The following is a 17,127-nucleotide window of genomic DNA, read 5'->3' as shown; positions in this document are numbered from 1 at the left end:
GAGTACTGGTACCGGAATCTGCGGGAGACGGTGGAGTTCGGGCAGGCCACGGCGGCGTTGCTGGGGGAGGGTTTCCGGTTCTTCGTCGAGTCCAGTCCGCACGCTGTGTTGTCGGTTGCGGTGGGGGAGTCGGTGGAGGCCGCGGGTGTGGATGCCGTGGTGCTGGGGACCTTGCGCCGGGGGGAGGGCGGTCCGGCGCAGGTGTTGCGTGCGGTGGGTCGTGCGTGGGAGTGCGGGCTGGGGGCGGACTTCTCGGGTGCGTTCCCGGGGGCGCTGCGGGTGGACCTGCCGACGTACGCCTTCCAGCGCAGCCGCTACTGGCCCGAGCCGGCGCCCACCGCGGCGGCCGATGTGGGCGCGGCCGGGCTCGATCCGGCCGACCACCCCGTTCTCGGAGCGGCCATCGAACTGGCCGACACGGGTGAACTGCTGCTCACGGGCCGGATCTCGCTGCGTACCCACCCCTGGCTCGCTGACCATGCGGTGGCCGGTACGGTCCTGCTGCCCGGCGCGGCCTTCGCGGAACTCGCGGTACGCGCCGCGGACGAGGCCGGCTGCCACACGGTGGAGGAACTGACGCTCCAGTCACCGCTGTTGATACCCGCCGACACCGCCGTCCGCCTGCAGGTTCGGGTCGGCGCCACGGACGCGCACGGCAGCCGCTCACTGGACCTGTTCTCCTGCCGCGAGGACGCGGCGACCCCGCACTGGACCGCACATGCGACCGGCAGGCTCACCGCCGACGCCACGACCCGCGAGCCGTCGTCCTCGGCCGTACCGGACGACGCCGGCTCCTGGCCCCCGCCCGGCGCCGTCCCGATCCCCGTCGACGACCTGTACGAGCGGTTCCGTGCCTCCGGTTACGGCTACGGACCCGCCTTCCGCGGGCTCACCGCTGCCTGGCGCCGGGGTGACGAGATCTTCACCGAGGTACGTCTGCCCGAGGACCAGCACCGGTCCGCCTCCGCCTTCGGCGTGCACCCCGCCCTCCTGGACGCCGCCCTCCAGGGGCTGTTCCTGCGGGCCCGGCCGGACAGCGAATCGGGCGCGGACCGGCCGTCCGCCGGACTGCCGTTCTCCTGGAGCGGAGTCGGGCTGCACGCCTCCGGAGCCACCGCGCTCAGGGTACGGCTCGGCTTCCGGCCGGACGGATCGGTGTCGATCGACGCGACCGACCCGAACGGCCTCCCGGTCGCGTCGGTCGAGGCGCTCGCCGTCCGCCCGATCGACCTCGACACCCTCCGCCCGGGCGGCGGCCCGGAATCCCTCTACCGGGTGCAGTGGTCGGCGGTGCCCGCCACCGCACCCGCCGACCCCCTCGGACACTGGGCTGTCCTCGGCGGCCGGGAACTCTTCCCGGACAGCCATCCGGACCTGGCCGCGCTCGGTGCCGCGCTGGACGGGGGAGCGCCGTCGCCCGCCGCCGTGCTGGCCTGGTGCGACCACACCCCGGACCTTTCGTCCCCGCCCGACGCCGCATCCGTGCACACCGCACTGGACGACGCCCTGCGGCTCGTCCAGGACTGGCTGGCCGACCCGCGGTGGGACGACGGCACCCGGCTCGTGCTCGTCACCCGGGGTGCGGTCTCCACGACAGCCGGCGAGGAGGTCACCGACCTCACCGGCGCCGCGGTCCGCGGCCTCGTCCGCTCCGCCCAGTCCGAGCACCCGGACCGCTTCCTGCTGATCGACACCGACGACCCGGCCGCCGTGGCCGGCCTGCTGCCCCGGGCACTGGCCGGAACGGAACCCCAACTGGCGATACGCGGCGGAGAGCTCCTCGCCGCCCGCCTCACCAGGGCCACCGTCGCCACGGACCCGAACCCGGCCCCGGACACACCGTCCGGTATCGCCGCGGCCGGGGGAACCGTCCTCGTCACCGGGGCCGGCGGCGCGCTCGGCGGCCTGGTGGCACAGCACCTCGTGACCGCGCACGGCGTACAGAACCTGCTGCTCGTCGGCAGGCGCGGCACGGACGCCCCGGGCCTGGCCGACCTCGCCGCCGAACTGCGCGGCCTCGGCGCCCGGGTGGACGTGGAGGCCTGTGACGTCGCCGACCGGGACGCGCTCGCCGCGCTGCTCGCCGGCATCCCCGCCGACCGCCCGCTGAGCGCGGTCGTCCACGCGGCCGGCGTCCTGGACGACGGGACGATCGAGTCGCTGACCCCCGGGCGGATGCGCCACGTCCTGCGGCCCAAGGTCGACGCAGCCCTCAACCTGCACAACCTCACCCGCGACCTTGCGCTGTCGGCCTTCGTCCTGTTCTCCTCCGCGTCCGCCACGGTCGGCAACGCCGGGCAGGGCAACTACGCGGCCGCCAACGCCTTCCTCGACGCGCTCGCCCAGCACCGCCGTGCCCTGAAACTGCCCGCCCAGTCGCTCGCCTGGGGCCTGTGGGCGCGCCGCAGCACCATGACCGGCACGCTCACCGCCGCCGACCTGCGGCGGATGTCCCGGGGAGGCACCGCGGCCATCGGCAGCGAAGAGGGCCTGGCCCTGCTCGACGCGGCGCTCACCCTGGACGAACCGCTGCTCGTCCCGGTCAAGATCGACCTCGGCCGGCTCCGGACGGCAGCCCGGACCGGACCCGTCCCGGCCCTGCTCGCCGCCCTGGTCCCCGGTACCGCACGCCGCCCCGCCTCCGGGGCGGACGCCGCCGAAGCGGACTCGCTGCGCCGTCGGCTGACCGCCCTCACCCCGGAGGAACGCCTCGCCACCCTGCTCGACCTGGTGCGGAGCCGGGTCGCCGACATCCTCGGCCACGCCGGACCCGAGGCCGTCGACCCGGACCAGGCGTTCAAGGACCTCGGCTTCGACTCGCTCACCTCCGTCGAACTCCGCAACCGGCTCGGCGCCGCCACCGGCCGCCGGCTGCCCGCCACCCTGGTCTTCGACCACCCCACCCCGGCCGCCGTCGCCGCCCACCTCGCCGGGCGCCTGGTCCCCGACGGGCCGGGCGGCCCCACCGCCACCGGGAAGGCCGCCGGGGCGCACCTCGCCGACCGGCCGGAGACACCGGACACGCCGGCTCCCGCCGCCGACATCAACGCCATGGCCGTCGACGAACTCGTCCGGATGGCCCTGGGCGGCGAACGTGACTGACCGACAGCCGCAGAAGGAGAAGCCCAACCCCATGCCCGCCGACACGGACCAGGTGGTCGCCGCCCTGCGCGCCTCGCTGGTGGACAACCAGCGCCTGCGGCAGGAGAACCGACGGCTCCGCGACGACTCCGCCGAGCCCATCGCCATCGTGGCGATGAGCTGCCGCTACCCCGGCGGCGTACGCACCCCGGAAGACCTGTGGGAACTGCTGGTCAAGGAACGCGACGCGGTCTCACCGTTCCCCACCGACCGCGGCTGGGACGTCGAGGGCGGCTTCGACGCCGACCCCGACGCCCCCGGCACCTTCTACGTCCGGGAAGGCGGCTTCCTCCACGACGCGACCGGCTTCGACCCCGGCTTCTTCGGCATCTCGCCGCGCGAGGCCCTGGCCATGGACCCGCAGCAGCGGCTGCTGCTGGAAGCGTCCTGGGAAGCGGTGGAACGCGCGGGCATCGACCCGGCGACCCTGCGCGGCAGCCGCACCGGCGTCTACACCGGAGTGATCTACAGCGAATACGGGTCCCGGCTCGGCCGGGTGCCCGACGAAGTGGAAGGCTTCCTCGGCACCGGCACCATCCCCAGCGTCGCCTCGGGCCGGATCGCCTACACCCTGGGCCTGGAAGGCCCGGCGGTCACCCTGGACACCGCCTGCTCGTCCTCCCTGGTCGCCGTCCACCTCGCCTGCCAGGGGCTGCGCTCCGGCGACACCACCCTCGCCCTGGCCGGTGGGGTGACCGTGATGTCCACCCCCGGCCTGTACGTCGGATTCAGCCGCCAGCGCGGCCTGGCACCCGACGGACGCAGCAAGTCCTTCTCGTCCGCGGCGGACGGAGCCGGGTTCGGCGAGGGCCTGGGCCTGCTCCTGCTGGAACGGCTCTCGGACGCCCGGCGCGCCGGGCACCCCGTCCTGGCCGTCATCCGCGGCTCGGCCGTCAACCAGGACGGCGCCAGCAACGGCCTGACCGCCCCGAACGGGCCCGCGCAGCAGCGCGTCATCAACGGGGCGCTCGCCCGTGCCGGACTCGACCCGTCCGAGGTCGACATGGTGGAGGCGCACGGCACCGGAACCGTCCTCGGCGACCCCATCGAGGCGCAGGCGCTGATGGCCACGTACGGGCAGGACCGGCCCGCCGGGCGGCCGTTGCGGCTGGGCTCGCTGAAGTCCAACCTGTCCCACACCCAGGCCGCCGCGGGCGTCGGCGGGGTGATCAAGTCGGTGCTCGCGATGCGGCACGGCGTGATGCCGCGCACCCTGCACGTCGACCGTCCCTCGCCCCGGATCGACTGGACCGAGGGAGCCGTCTCCCTGCTCACCGAGGCAGCCCCCTGGCCGGAGACGGGACGTCCGCGCCGGGCCGGGGTGTCCTCCTTCGGCGCCAGCGGCACCAACGCCCACGTCATCCTCGAACAGGCCCCGGCCGACCCGGCGGCTTCCGACGGGCCCGCCACGCCGGAACCGGTGCCCGCCGCCGTCCCCTGGATCCTGTCGGCGCGTACTCCGGATGCGCTGCGCGCCCAGGCGACGGCGCTGTACGAGCGGGTGGTGGCGGAACCGGGCCTGAGTGTGACGGACGTCGGCCATTCGCTGGCGGCGGGGCGTTCGCGGTTCGCGGAGCGCGCGGTGGTGGTGGGGGCGGACCGGGGCGAACTGCTGGCCGGTGTCGCCGCCCTGTCGCGGGGCGTGCGTGCGGCGGGCGTGACGGTCGGCAGCGGGCTGCCCCCGGGCCGTTCGGTGTTGGTGTTCCCGGGTCAGGGTTCGCAGTGGGTGGGGATGGCCGCGGAGCTGCTGGCCGAATCGGAGGTGTTCGCGGGGCGGATGGCCGAGTGCGGGCGGGCGCTGGCGCCTTACGTGGAGTGGTCGTTGGCGGAGGCGCTGGGCTCGGAGCGGTTGCTCGCCCGGGTCGACGTGGTGCAGCCGGTGCTGTGGTCGGTGATGGTGTCGCTGGCGGAGGTGTGGCGCTCGTTCGGCGTGGTTCCGGACGCGGTGGTGGGCCACTCCCAGGGCGAGATCGCCGCCGCGGTGGTGGCGGGTGGTCTGAGCCTGGAGGACGGGGCGCGGGTGGTCGCGTTGCGTTCCCGTGCGGTGGGTGCGCTGGCGGGCCGTGGCGGCATGGCGTCGGTGCCCCTGCCGGTGGACGTGGCACGGGAGCGCATCGCCCCGTGGGCGGGCCGGCTCTCGGTGGCGGCGGTGAACGGCCCGTCGTCGGTGGCGGTGTCGGGCGACGCCGACGCGGTCACGGCCCTGGTGGAGGAACTCCTGGAGGAAGGGGTGTGGGCGACTCGCATCGAAACCGACTTCGCGTCGCACTCCTCGCACGTGGAGGAGATCCGCGAGCGCCTGCTCTCCGACCTGGACGGGATCACCCCCCTCGCGGGTGCGGTGCCGTACTGCTCCAGCGTGACCGGCGGCCTGCTGGACACGAAGTCCCTGGGCGCCGAGTACTGGTACCGCAACCTCCGGCAGACCGTCGAGTTCGAGCGGGCGACCCGCTCGCTCCTCGCGGCCGGGCACCGCGTCTTCATCGAGTCCGGCCCCCAGCCCGCCCTGATGTACGCGATCGAGGACACGGCCGCCGACGCGGGCGCCCCGGAGACGCTGGTGCTCGACACCCTGCGGCGCGGGGCCGGAGGGCTCCGTCGACTCCAGCTCGCGCTCGCCGAGGCACACGTCCGGGGCCTGCGCGTCGACTGGGAGCGACTGTTCGCGGGAACCGGTGCCCAACGGGTGGACCTTCCCACCTACGCCTTCCAACGACGCCGCTACTGGCTCGACGCCCTGCCGGCCGACCGGGACCAGGCGGCCACCGGCCAGTCCGCCGCGGACCACCCGCTGCTCGGCGCCGCGGTCGAACTGCCCGACGACGCGGGCACCCTCTTCACCGGCCGGCTCTCCTCGGCCACCCACCCCTGGCTCGCCGACCACGCCGTGGCCGGAGCCGTGATCCTGCCCGGCGCGGCCCTCGTGGAGCTGGCCGCGCACGTGGGCCGCCGCCTCGGCTGCGCCCTCGTGGAGGAGCTGACCCTCGCCGCCCCGCTGCTGCTGCCCGACGACCAGGCCGTGCAACTGCGCGTACGGGTGGGCGCCGAAGACGGCACGGGACGGCGCCCGGTGGAGTTCCACTCCCGGCCCGAGGCCGCCCCCGGCTCCGCCGACCGGCCCTGGACCCGGCACGCGACCGGCGCGGTCGGCCCCCGGGACCCCTCGGCCGACCGGGACGACACGACCGAACCGGCCGGCACCTGGCCCCCGCCCGACGCGGTCCCCCTCGACGTGGACGAACTGTACGGGCTGCTCGAAACCCGGGGCGTCGCCTACGGCCCGGCGTTCCGGGGCCTGCGCGCCGCATGGCGCACCGCGGACGCGATCCACGCCGAAGTGGCCCTGCCCGACGGCCTCCCCGCCGGCGGAGCGGGCGGCTTCGGCGTGCACCCGGCCCTCCTGGACGCGGCCCTCCAGACGACCGGTCTGCGCGAAGGCGCCGCGACCGCGGAGCCCGCCGACGGCGTCCCCCTGCCGTTCTCCTGGCAGCGCGTCGCGATCGAAACCTCCGACGCGCCGGTCCTGCGCGTCCGGCTGCGCCCCGACGGCCCGGACGCCGTCACCGCGCGGATCACCGATCCCTCGGGGCGCACGGTGGCGACGGTCGGCTCGCTCACCCTTCGCACGGCGTCCACCGCCGCACTGCGGGCGTCCTCCGGCTCCGTCTTCCACGTCGGCTGGACGCCGGTCACTGCCGGGCCCGGCCCGCGCCCGGTCACCCGCTGGGGCCTCCTCGGCCCGAAGGACGAGCGGCTGCTGCCGGCCGCCTTCCCCACCGAACCCCCGTCCGCGACACCCGACGCGATGCTGTTGACCTGCCCCCCGTCCGCCGACACCGTGACCCCGGACGCCCCCGCCCGGGACGCGGACCCCGCGGCGGTGCACGCGGTCGCGTCCGGGGTCCTGGACCGCGTCCAGGCCCACCTGGCCGACGACACCACGGCCCGGACACCCCTGGTGGTGCTCACCCGGGGTGCGACCGGCCCGTTCGGCGCGCAGCCGCAGCCGCAGCCGGCGGACCTCGGCGCGGCGGCCGTGTGGGGCATGCTCAGGGCCGCTCAGCTCGAACACCCCGACCGGTTCGTGCTGCTGGACGTCGAAGGGCCGGACCCGAACGGTCTCGGCGACGCGCTCGCCGACCTGCTCGCCACGGGCGAACCACAGGCGGCCCTGCGCGGCGGCGTCCTGTACACGCCCCGACTGGTACGGCCGCCGGCCGGCACCGCCACCGCGACCGACACCCGGCCGGTCGGCGCGTTCGGGCCGGCCGAGGGGACGGTCCTGCTGAGCGGCGGCGGCGCTCTCGCGGCCGTCCTGGCGCGCCATCTGGTCGCCGCGCACGGGGTGCGCCACCTCCTCGTGCTGAGCCGCCGCGGCACCGACGCCCCCGGCATGCCGGAGCTGACGGCGGAGCTGGCCGAGGCCGGAGCCGAACTGGCCGCCCTCGGCTGTGATGTGTCCGACCGTCAGGCCCTGGCCGCCGCCCTGGCAGGCATCCCCGAACGCCATCCGCTGTGTGCCGTGGTCCACACCGCCGGAGTGCTCGACGACGGTCTGCTGGACGGGCTGACGGGGGAGCGGATGACCGCCGTCCTGCGGCCCAAGGTCGACGCCGCCCACCATCTCGACCGGCTGACGCGCGGAGCGGACCTCGCCGCGTTCGTCGTCTTCTCCTCCGCCGCGGGCGTGCTGGGCAGCCCCGGCCAGGCGTCCTACTCGGCCGCCAACGCCGCGCTCGACGCCCTCGCCGCGGAACGCCGACGGCTCGGGCTCCCCGGCCTGTCCCTCGCCTGGGGGCCCTGGGAGCGGGTGAGCGGAATGACGGCGGGGCTCGGCGGCGCCGAACGGCAGCGCATCGACCGGCGCGGCGCCCGCGGCCTCTCCGACCAGGAGGCCATGGCCCTGCTGGACACCGTGTGCGCCCCGGACGGCGTCCCGCCGGGAGACGGGAGTCCCGTCGTCCTGGCCCACCTCGACCTGACCGTGCGCGGCGACGGCCCGGTGCACCCGATGCTGCGCTCCCTGGTCCGGCGCAGCCCGACCGCGACGACCGGGGCGAAGGGGACGCCGACCGCCACCGCAGCGCTCCGGCACCGGCTCGACGCCGCCGCCGACGAACAGGGACGCGAGCTGATCCTGCGCGAACTCGTCCTCGCCGAGGCCGCCGAAGTCCTCGGCCACACCGACTCCGGGGCGCTGTCCGCGACGGTGCCCTTCCTCTCCGTCGGATTCGACTCGTTGACCGCGGTCGAACTCCGCAACCGGCTGGCCGCCGCCACCGGACTGCGGCTACGGCCCTCCGCCGTCTTCGACAGCGGCACCCCCGCCGCGCTCGCGGCGCGCCTCGCCGCCGAGGCCGGGGCGGAAGACACCCCCCGGCCCGAAACGGCACCCGCGGCCGGAACCGGAGCAACTGCGTCCGACGCCGCCGACACCGACCCGGTGAGCGTGCTGTTCCGCCAGGCCTGCACACTCGGCCGGATCGACGAGGGCATCGCCCTGCTCAAGAACGCCTCCGCCCTGCGCCCGGCCTTCCACAGCGGCAGTGACCTCGCGGCCGCCGGCGCCGGCCCGCGGCTGCTGCGCCTGAACGAGCGCGCCGACGCCCCCGTACTCGTCTGCTTCGGCTCCATCGTCGCGCTCGGCGGCGCCCACCAGTACGCCCGCTTCGCCGCCCGCTTCCGGGACCGCTACGCCGTCGCCGCCCTCGACGCCCCCGGATTCGTCCCCGAGGAGGAACTGCCCACCGACATGTCGGCCCTGCTGGACTTCCAGGCGACGACACTGCTCCGGGAACTGCCCGGACGGACGCTCGTGCTGGCCGGCTCCTCCTCCGGCGGCACGCTCGCCCACGGCGTGGCCGCCGCGCTGGAACAGCGCGGCGAGGGCCCGGCGGCCGTGGTGCTGCTGGACACCTACCTCTCCGACAATCAGGGCATCACCCAGTTCAACGACGTCCTGCTGGGCGGCATGTTCGCCCGCGAGGACCGGGCGGCCCCGATGGACGGGACCCGGCTGACCGCGATGGGCGGCTACTTCCGTCTGCTCGACGACTGGAAGCCCCCGGCGGTCCGCGCCCCGCTGCTGCTGGTCCGCGCCTCCACCCCGCTCGGCCGCCCGTCCGCCGAAGCCGGCGACTGGCGCTCGACCTGGGCCGGCGCCGACACCGTCGTCGACGTCCCCGGAGACCACTTCTCGATCATGGAACAGCATGTCGCGACCACCGGCGACGCCGTCGCCGACTGGCTCGACAGCACCCTCCGCACCCCCGGTGCCCGGTGAAAACGAAGGAGAACCCGTTGACCACAGCCCCGTACGACGATTCCCCCCCGCGACAGGCCCTCACCGTGCTGGGAGCCGGGGTGATGGGCGTCGGAATCACCGTCCTCGCCCTCGGACACGGCCTGCCGGTCCACCTGGTCGACATCGACCGGGAACGGCTCGACCGGGCCGCGGACCTGATCGACGGCGAACTCCGGCTGGCCGAACTGATGGGCGCCCTGCCCGACGGGACGCCCCTCGGCGCCCTGGCCACCGGCACCTCGCTCAAGGCCGCCGCCGGAGCCACCGCCGTCGTCGAGGCGGTCACCGAGAACGCCGCGATCAAGGCCGCCGTCCTGTCCGAGGTCTCCGGGCTGGTCCGGCCCGGAACCCTGCTGATCACCAACACCTCCTCCATCCCCGTCGACGAACTGGCCGGGGCCCTGGAACGGCCGGAGGAACTGGTCGGCACCCACTTCATGAACCCGCCCTACCTGATCGGAACCACCGAAGTGGTCCGCGGCGCCAGGACCGGGGACGCCGCGATGGCCGCCGTGGCGGCCCTGCTCACGGCGCTGCGGCGGCGGGCGGTGGTCGTCCGGGACGCACCCGGCTTCGTGACCAGCCGCATCCTGCACCCGATGATCAACGACGCGGCCCGGGTCGTGGGCGAGGGCACGGCGAGCGCCGAGGACGTCGACGCCCTGATGCAGGGCTGCCTGGGACACCCCACCGGCCCGCTGCGTACCGCGGACCTGATCGGCATCGACAACCTCGTCGACTCCCTCACCGTGCTCCACGAACGCACCGGCGACGACGGCTGCCGCCCCACGGAACTGCTGCTCCGGCTGGTCCGCGAGGGCCGGCTGGGCCGCAAGTCCGGGCGCGGCTTCTACGACTACACCTGATCACCCCGACGAGGAGACGGCCATGACCGCAGCGAACACGCCCAACACCCACGACCTGGAGAAGGAACTGCTGGGATTCCTGGAAGGACGCACCGGAACCGCCTGGGACGCCGACACCGACCTGTTCGGCGCCGGCGGCCTGTCGTCCCTCTTCGCCATGCAGGTGGTGGTGCACCTGGAGAAGACCTACGCCATCGCCGTCCGCGGCGCGGACCTGCGGCTCGACAACTTCCGCACCGTACGGCGGATGGCGGAGCTGGTGGACCGGCTCCGGGTTCCCGCCGCCGGGGGCCAGCATGGGTGAGGACCTGAGCAGCGCGATGACCTCCGTCACCCTGCGGGTCGGCGACCTGGCGGGGGAGTGGGACCGGACCGGCCTCATCCCGCTGGACCTGCTCCGCGAACTGGGCGCCGAGGGCCGACTGTGCGCCGAAGTCCCGGAGCAGTACGGCGGCTGGGGGCTCAGCAGCATGCACAGCGGCGCGTACACCGCCCACGTGGGAGGCCTGTGCAGCTCGCTGCGCAGCGTGATGACCTCCCAGGGCATGGCGGCATGGACCATCCAGCGCCTGGGCACCGCCGAGCAGTCGGCCGCCCACCTCCCCCGGCTGACCGGCGGCGGACTGGCGGCGGTCGGCTTCAGCGAGCCCGGCGCCGGCAGCGACCTCGCGGCGATGACGACGACCGTCCGCCGCGACGGTGACGCGGTCGTCGTCGACGGACACAAGAAGTGGGTGACCGCCGCCCACTACGCCGACCTGCTGGTCATCGTCGGCCGCCACGAGGACGGCGCGGTGGCCGTCGTGGTGCCCGCCGACACGCCCGGCGTCCGGATCGAGCGGATCGCCGATCCGCTCGGCTGCCGCGCGGCCGGACACGCCGACGTCCACCTCGACGGGGTGCGGCTGCCGGCCGACAGCGTCCTGGGCGGTCACGGACTGCCGCCCGCCCTGCTGGTGACGACCGCGCTGGCCTACGGGCGGATGTCCGTCGCCTGGGGGTGCGTGGGCATCCTGCGGGCCTGTCTGGCGGCGTCAACCGCGCACGCCGCCGGACGGGAGCAGTTCGGCAGACCGCTCGCGGAGCACCAACTCGTCGCCGGACACCTCGCCGACCTCTACACGGCCGAGCAGGTGGCCGCGCGGGTCTGCGAGCACGCCAGCCGCTGCTGGGACGAAGGGTCGCCGGACCAGGTGGTGGCGACCGTACTGGCCAAGCACGTCGCCGCGACCCAGGCCGCCCGGGGCGCGGCGACGGCCGTCCAGGTCCTGGCCTCGGCCGGGTCCCGGGACGGGCACGCGGTGGCCCGGGCGTACCGGGACGCCAAGCTGATGGAGATCATCGAGGGCAGCAACGAGCTGTGCCGGCTGATGCTGGCACAGCACGCGCTCTCCGCTCCGGGGGCACCGTGAACGGGCCTGCAGCCGACGAGACGAGGAAGGACGACATGGCCGAGACCGTCAAGTGCCTGGTCTGGGACCTGGACGACACCCTCTGGCAGGGCACCCTGCTGGAGGACGGGGAGGTGCACCTGCCGGACGAGGTGCGCAAGGTGGTGATCGAGCTCGACTCCCGCGGCATCCTCCAGTCCGTCGCCAGCCGCAACGACCACGAGCACGCCTGGGCCCGGTTGGAGGCATTCGGCGTGGCCGAGTACTTCGTCCTGCCGGAGATCGGGTGGGGCGCCAAGTCCGAGTCGGTGCGCCGGATCGCCGATCGGCTGAACTTCGCGCTCACGGCCATCGCCTTCGTCGACGACCGGCCCGCCGAACGCGCCGAAGTGGCCTTCCACCTGCCCGACGTACGGTGCTACCCGGCCGAGCAGGTCCTCGCCCTCCCCGAACTCGCCGAGTTCACCCCCGCGACCAGCACCGTCGACTCCCGGCGGCGGCGCCAGATGTACCAGGCGGGCTTCCGCCGCGAGGCCGAGCGGGCGGCCGCCCCCGGCCCCGACGAGGAGTTCCTGCGCTCCCTGGACCTGCGGATGCGCATCGGCCGGGCCACCGGCGAGGAGCTGTCCCGGGTCGAGGAACTCACCCTGCGCACCAGCCAGATGAACGCGACCGGGGTCCACTACCCGGACGCGGTGCTGCGCGGCCTGATCACCGACCCCCGGCACGAGGTCCTGGTGGTCACCCTCACCGACCGGTTCGGCCCGCACGGCGCGGTCGGCGTCCTGCTGCTGGAGCGGCACCCGGGCCTGTGGCACCTCAAGCTGCTCGCCACCTCCTGCCGGGTCGTCGCCTACGGCGCCGGTGCGACCCTGCTGAACTGGCTGGCCGACGCCGCCGCCCGGTCCGGAGTCCACCTGGTCGCGGACTTCCGGGCGTCCGAACGCAACCGGATGATGGAGATCGCCTACCGGTTCGCGGGCTTCGAGGGCCTGGACGAAGCCCCGTGCCCGTGCGCCGCCGTCCTCGCACCGGCTCCGGAGAACACCGGACTCCAGCGCCTGCACCTGGTTCCCGGCCCGCGCGTGGTGTCCACCGTCATGAGCGTGGACGCACCCGACCTGAACGTGCCGGAAGGGGGCCCGGGAACGTCGTGACCGCGGCGGCGGCCGGCGCTCCCGGGCTCCGGTCCGCCGCCCTCAGCGCTTGCGGACGAGTGTGATCCCGTCGGCCATCACCAGCAGCGACAGCTCCACCCGAGGGTCCTCGTGCAGCAGCCGGTTCAGAGCCCGGACCCCGGCGGTCTCCGGGTCCACGGCGGCCGGATCGGCGACCCGGCCGAAGAAGAGGGTGTTGTCGACCACGATCAGACCGCCGGCGCGCAGCAGCGTCAGCGAAGTCTCGTAGTAGCGGACGTAGTTGCTCTTGTCCGCGTCGATGAACACCAGGTCGAAGCTTTCCGGCCCGCGCTCCGCCAGCAGTGCGTCCAGGGTCGCGGTGGCATCCCCGATCCGTAGGTCGATCCGCGAGTCGACCCCGTCCCGCTTCCAGAAGTCGGCGCCGATGGCCGGCCACCGGTCGTCGATGTCGCAGGACACCAGCACCCCGTCGGCCGGGAGCGCGCGGGCCATGCACAGGGTGCTGTAGCCGGTGAAGGTGCCGATCTCCAGCACCGCCCGCGCCCCCGTCAACCCGACCAGCAGGGCCAGCAGTTGGCCCTCCTCCGCCATCACCTGCATGGCGGTCCCGCCCGGCAGGTCCGCGGTGGCCTCCCGCAGCTCCCTGAGCAGATCGTCGTCACGGAGGGAGACCTCCCGGACGTAGGCGAGCAGGTCGTGGGTGGCTTCTGTCTGGTGGGCCATGGCGCGGGGGTCCTCTCGAAGGAGATCAGGTCGAAGGAGATCGGGTCGAAAAGCATCGGGGGAAGGGGGACCGGGCCGCCGGGTGCCCGTCGCCGGGCCGCCGGGACGGTCACCCGGCGCGCATGTACGGGTGACCGTGCTGCCGTACGGCGACCGCCTGCGCCCGCTCGCGGGCGTACGCCCGCAGCAGCGCGTCCAGCCGGTAGCGGCCCCCCGCCGGCTCACCCAGCAGATTCGCCTCGACCAGGGCGTCCAGGGCCTCCTCGGCCTGCGCCTCGGAGCAGCCGAACATCCCCGCGACCCTACTGCTGGAGACCGAAGACGCTCCGGCAGTCCCCAGCGCGGTGAACACCTCGGCCGGGTCGACCCCGGCCGGAGCCGTCCGCCGGAGCCCGGCGTGGTCGGCGTCGAGGCAGGGCCGGACACCGAGGTCTCCCGCGCACAGTTCGTCCAGCAACTGCGGGGCCTCCGTGAGCCGTCGGGCGAAGTGCCCGATGGTCCAGTGCGGGCGCTCCAGCAGCCGGGTCCCCGCGATCCGGATCGCCAGCGGCAGGCCCGCGCAGACCGTCAGCACCGAACGGGCCGAACGCGGTTCGGCACCCACCCTGGCCGGGCCGACGATGCTGCCCAGCAGCTCCAGCGACCCGGCCTCGTCCAGCGGGCCGAGCAGAATAGGGCACGCCCCCTCCAGATCGGCCAGCCGCCGTCGGCTGGTCACCAGCAGCCTGCTGCCCCCGCTGCCCGGTATCAGTGGCCGCACCTGCGCGGTGCTGGAGGCGTTGTCGAGTACCACCAGCAGACGGCGGCCCGCGGTGAGCGAGCGGTAGAGGCTCTCCCGTTCCGACTCCTCCTCGGGTATCTCGTCCCGGGGCACACCGAGGTCCGCCAGGAACCGCGGCAGCACCGCCCGGGCGGTCAGCGGCCGCGCGGCTCCGCCGAGATCCGCATAGAGCTGGCCGTGCACCGAGGAACCGCGCACGGCGTGCGCCGCTTGCAGGGCCAGCGCGCTCTTGCCGACACCGCCCCGGCCGGTCACCACCGCCGTCGCCACCATGCCCGCGGGCATCGTGCCGGTCGTGAGGAAGTGCTGCAGCCGCGCCAGCGCACCGGAGCGGGCCGACAGTGGCAGCGGCACCGAGGGCAGCTGCGCCGGGCTCGGCCAGCAGGACCATTCCCGGGCAGCGGCCGGCGCCGGCGCGACGGCCGCCTCCGGGACCTTTTCGGGCTGCTCCAGTGGGTCAGGCGCGCGGGGCCGGTCGTGGGCCGAGAGGATGTGCCGGTGGACCTCGCGCAGATCGGTGCTCGGCTCGGCGCCGAGCTGCTCGACGAGCAGCGTCCGGGTGCGCTGGTAGAGGTCCAGGGCCTCCGACTGCCGTCCCGAGCGGCCCAGTGCCAGCATCAGCTTGCCCACCAGGGCCTCCCGCAAGGGGTGCTTCCGCACCAGCCGTACCAGCTCCGGCACGACCTCGGCGTGCCGCAGCAGCGCCAGCTCCGCGTCGAACCGCAGCTCCAGGGTCTGCAGGCGAAGCTCCTGGAGGTAGCGGCCCTCCACATCGCGCAGCGTCTGCGACGGGATGTCCGCCAGCGGCTCCTCGCGCCACAGGTCGAGCGCCTCGGCCAGCTCGGCGGAGGAACCTTCCAGGTCTCCGCGCTCGGCCAACTCCGCCGCGCGCCGGCGGTGGGCCGTGAACTGCCCGAGATCGCTCTCGTGCTCGCCGAGTTCGAGGAGGTAGCCGGGCGCCCGGGTGAGGATCCGGGCGGAGGCGTGCTCGCCCAGCGACTGGCGCAGGCGCATCACATAGGTGCGGACGGTCGCGGCGGCACTCGGCGGCGGGGCGCCGTCCCAGACGTACTCGGCGATCCGGTCGACCGAGATCACCCGGTTGGCGTTGAGGAGGAGCGCTGCCATGACCACGCGCTGCCTCGGCGCCGACACGTGCACCTCACGCGCGTTCAGCCGGACGGAAAGCGGACCCAGCAACAGGAAGTTCAACGGAGTCCTCTTCATCACACGACCGGTGGGCAAGACTGCCTCCAGCGTCTTGGGTGGCCGTGTACGGGTCAACGCGGTCCTGTCGTATCTAGATGTATTCCTAGAGTGCAGGTCTTGCGCTCATGTCGGGTTTACGCTGCGCGGCACCATCACGGCGGTCGGGACCAGGCCCGCCCAGCACGGCCCACCGGCCGGTGAAACCGATCGCTGCCGCACCGCCGTCGACCGGGGGGTGCCCCGGCACCGCCGGCGCGGCCCGGCACACCCCCTCCGGCAGCGGCCCTCCGGCTCCGCGTCGATGCCGCGGACGTCACTGACGGCGTGCAGCCTTGCGATGAGGTGCCCTCACCTCCTCGGTCGGATCCGCGGTGCGCGGTCCGGCCGGACCGTTGCTGCCGAGTCGGAGCCAGGTAAATCCCACAGGATTGCCCCGCACCGCAACGCTCTCAGCATTCACGAAGAGATGGCCGGAATTGAACCCGGACATGAGCGGCCGGGCACGATCCGATGCGTACTTGCTGACATTCCGAGGGGTATGGCAGGCTGTCATATGCGGTGTCCGTGACTCGCTCGCCGGTCGCCGTCGATCGGGGCTCCCCGTATTAGCGCGCACCAGGCAGCCTGCCGGTGCGGATGCTGTCCCACGTGATCACCACACCCCGCCCGTCGGCACTGCGCGGATTTCGAAGGGAATGAAAGGCCGCTATGACCTCCCTCTCTTTGGACAGCGACCTGTGGTGCCGTCGCTTCCATCCCTCGCCCATGGCCACGCGCCGACTGGTCTGCTTTCCGCACGCCGGCGGCTCGGCGAGTTTCTACCTCCCGGTATCCGCCGCACTGTGCGGCCCGGTCGACCTCCTGGCCGTGCAGTACCCCGGCAGGCAGGACCGCCGGAAGGAAGCCGGGGGTCAGGACCTGCACCGCATGGCCGACGAAGTGTCCGAAGCGCTGCGCCGCTGGGACGACCTCCCCCTGACTCTCTTCGGGCACAGCATGGGCGCGCTCGTCGCTTTCGAGGTGGCCCGGCGGATCGAGCGCGCGGGCGGCCGGATCGACCACCTCTTCGTCTCCGGCCGCAAGGGGCCGTCCGCGGACCGGCCCGAGCACTCCCACCCACTCGACGACGAGGGCATCGTGGCCGAGGCCAAGGCCATGGGCGGCACCGACGCTCGGCTCCTGGAGGACGAGGAACTGCTGCGGATGGTGCTGCCCGCGCTGCGCGGCGACTACCAGGCCCTGGGGGCCTACCGGGCCGACCGTGACGCCGCGGTCACCTGCCCGGTCACCGCCCTGGTGGGGGACCAGGACCCCTGGACGCCGGTCCCCGAGGCCGGGCACTGGCGCGACCGCACGATGGGTGCCTTCGACCTCAAGGTCTTCCCCGGCGGGCACTTCTACCTCAGCAGCCGGGCGAACGAGGTGACCGGCATGCTCCGCGACCACCTCGCCGGCACGCTGCGCACCTGAGAGCACGGACGACAGGGAAGGGGGGACCGAGAAGTGACACCGTCAGCGACCTCTGAGGAGATCAAGCCCGCGCAGCGGCCGCCGCGGTCCGAGTCCGCCGCCC

Annotated in this window: 9 protein-coding genes; 7 read left to right on the top strand and 2 right to left on the bottom strand. The window is 74.3% G+C overall.

The window, feature by feature from the left end; all coding sequences use genetic code 11:
• The 6 genes from ACFWJ4_RS12745 to ACFWJ4_RS12720 form a co-directional block, all read left to right on the top strand.
• Positions 1-3,102 (top strand): type I polyketide synthase (locus ACFWJ4_RS12745; protein WP_380542654.1); only part of this gene is annotated, 3,102 nt, incomplete at its 5' end.
• 31 nt (positions 3,103-3,133) lie between these two features.
• The gene (locus tag ACFWJ4_RS12740) at positions 3,134-9,424 is read left to right on the top strand and encodes a type I polyketide synthase (RefSeq protein ID WP_380542652.1); all 6,291 of its coding nucleotides are present in this window, start codon (positions 3,134-3,136) and stop codon (positions 9,422-9,424) included.
• A gap of 17 nt (positions 9,425-9,441) precedes the next feature.
• Positions 9,442-10,311 carry a 3-hydroxyacyl-CoA dehydrogenase family protein gene (locus ACFWJ4_RS12735; protein ID WP_380542649.1) on the top strand — a complete coding sequence of 290 codons (870 nt, stop codon included), beginning with the start codon at positions 9,442-9,444 and terminating at the stop codon, positions 10,309-10,311.
• A gap of 22 nt (positions 10,312-10,333) precedes the next feature.
• On the top strand, positions 10,334-10,615 hold the full coding sequence (locus ACFWJ4_RS12730) for an acyl carrier protein (RefSeq protein WP_359897831.1): 282 nt from the start codon (positions 10,334-10,336) through the stop codon (positions 10,613-10,615).
• The gene (locus ACFWJ4_RS12725) at positions 10,608-11,723 is read left to right on the top strand and encodes an acyl-CoA dehydrogenase family protein (RefSeq protein ID WP_380542646.1); all 1,116 of its coding nucleotides are present in this window, start codon (positions 10,608-10,610) and stop codon (positions 11,721-11,723) included. Before ACFWJ4_RS12730 ends, ACFWJ4_RS12725 begins: the two co-directional genes overlap by 8 nt.
• A gap of 35 nt (positions 11,724-11,758) precedes the next feature.
• Entirely contained in the window at positions 11,759-12,859 is a 1,101-nt protein-coding gene (locus ACFWJ4_RS12720) for an HAD-IIIC family phosphatase (protein WP_380542642.1), read from the top strand.
• A gap of 42 nt (positions 12,860-12,901) precedes the next feature.
• Here the strand turns inward: ACFWJ4_RS12720 and ACFWJ4_RS12715 are convergent, their stop codons facing one another.
• Both ACFWJ4_RS12715 and ACFWJ4_RS12710 read right to left on the bottom strand, forming a co-directional pair.
• The gene (locus ACFWJ4_RS12715; protein ID WP_380542639.1) at positions 12,902-13,564 is read right to left on the bottom strand and encodes a class I SAM-dependent methyltransferase; all 663 of its coding nucleotides are present in this window, start codon (positions 13,562-13,564) and stop codon (positions 12,902-12,904) included.
• Between the two features lie 109 nt (positions 13,565-13,673).
• Positions 13,674-15,572 carry a BTAD domain-containing putative transcriptional regulator gene (locus ACFWJ4_RS12710; protein ID WP_380542662.1) on the bottom strand — a complete coding sequence of 633 codons (1,899 nt, stop codon included), beginning with the start codon at positions 15,570-15,572 and terminating at the stop codon, positions 13,674-13,676.
• Between the two features lie 690 nt (positions 15,573-16,262).
• Here ACFWJ4_RS12710 and ACFWJ4_RS12705 point away from each other — a divergent pair.
• Positions 16,263-17,024: a thioesterase II family protein gene (locus ACFWJ4_RS12705; RefSeq protein WP_380542636.1), complete on the top strand. Its 762-nt coding sequence runs from the start codon at positions 16,263-16,265 to the stop codon at positions 17,022-17,024.
• The last annotated feature ends 103 nt before the right edge of the window (positions 17,025-17,127 follow it).

The sequence above is a fragment of the Kitasatospora sp. NPDC127067 genome (assembly GCF_042724755.1).
Lineage (GTDB): Bacteria > Actinomycetota > Actinomycetes > Streptomycetales > Streptomycetaceae > Kitasatospora > Kitasatospora lactacystinica.
This window is presented reverse-complemented; position numbering and strand designations above follow the sequence as displayed.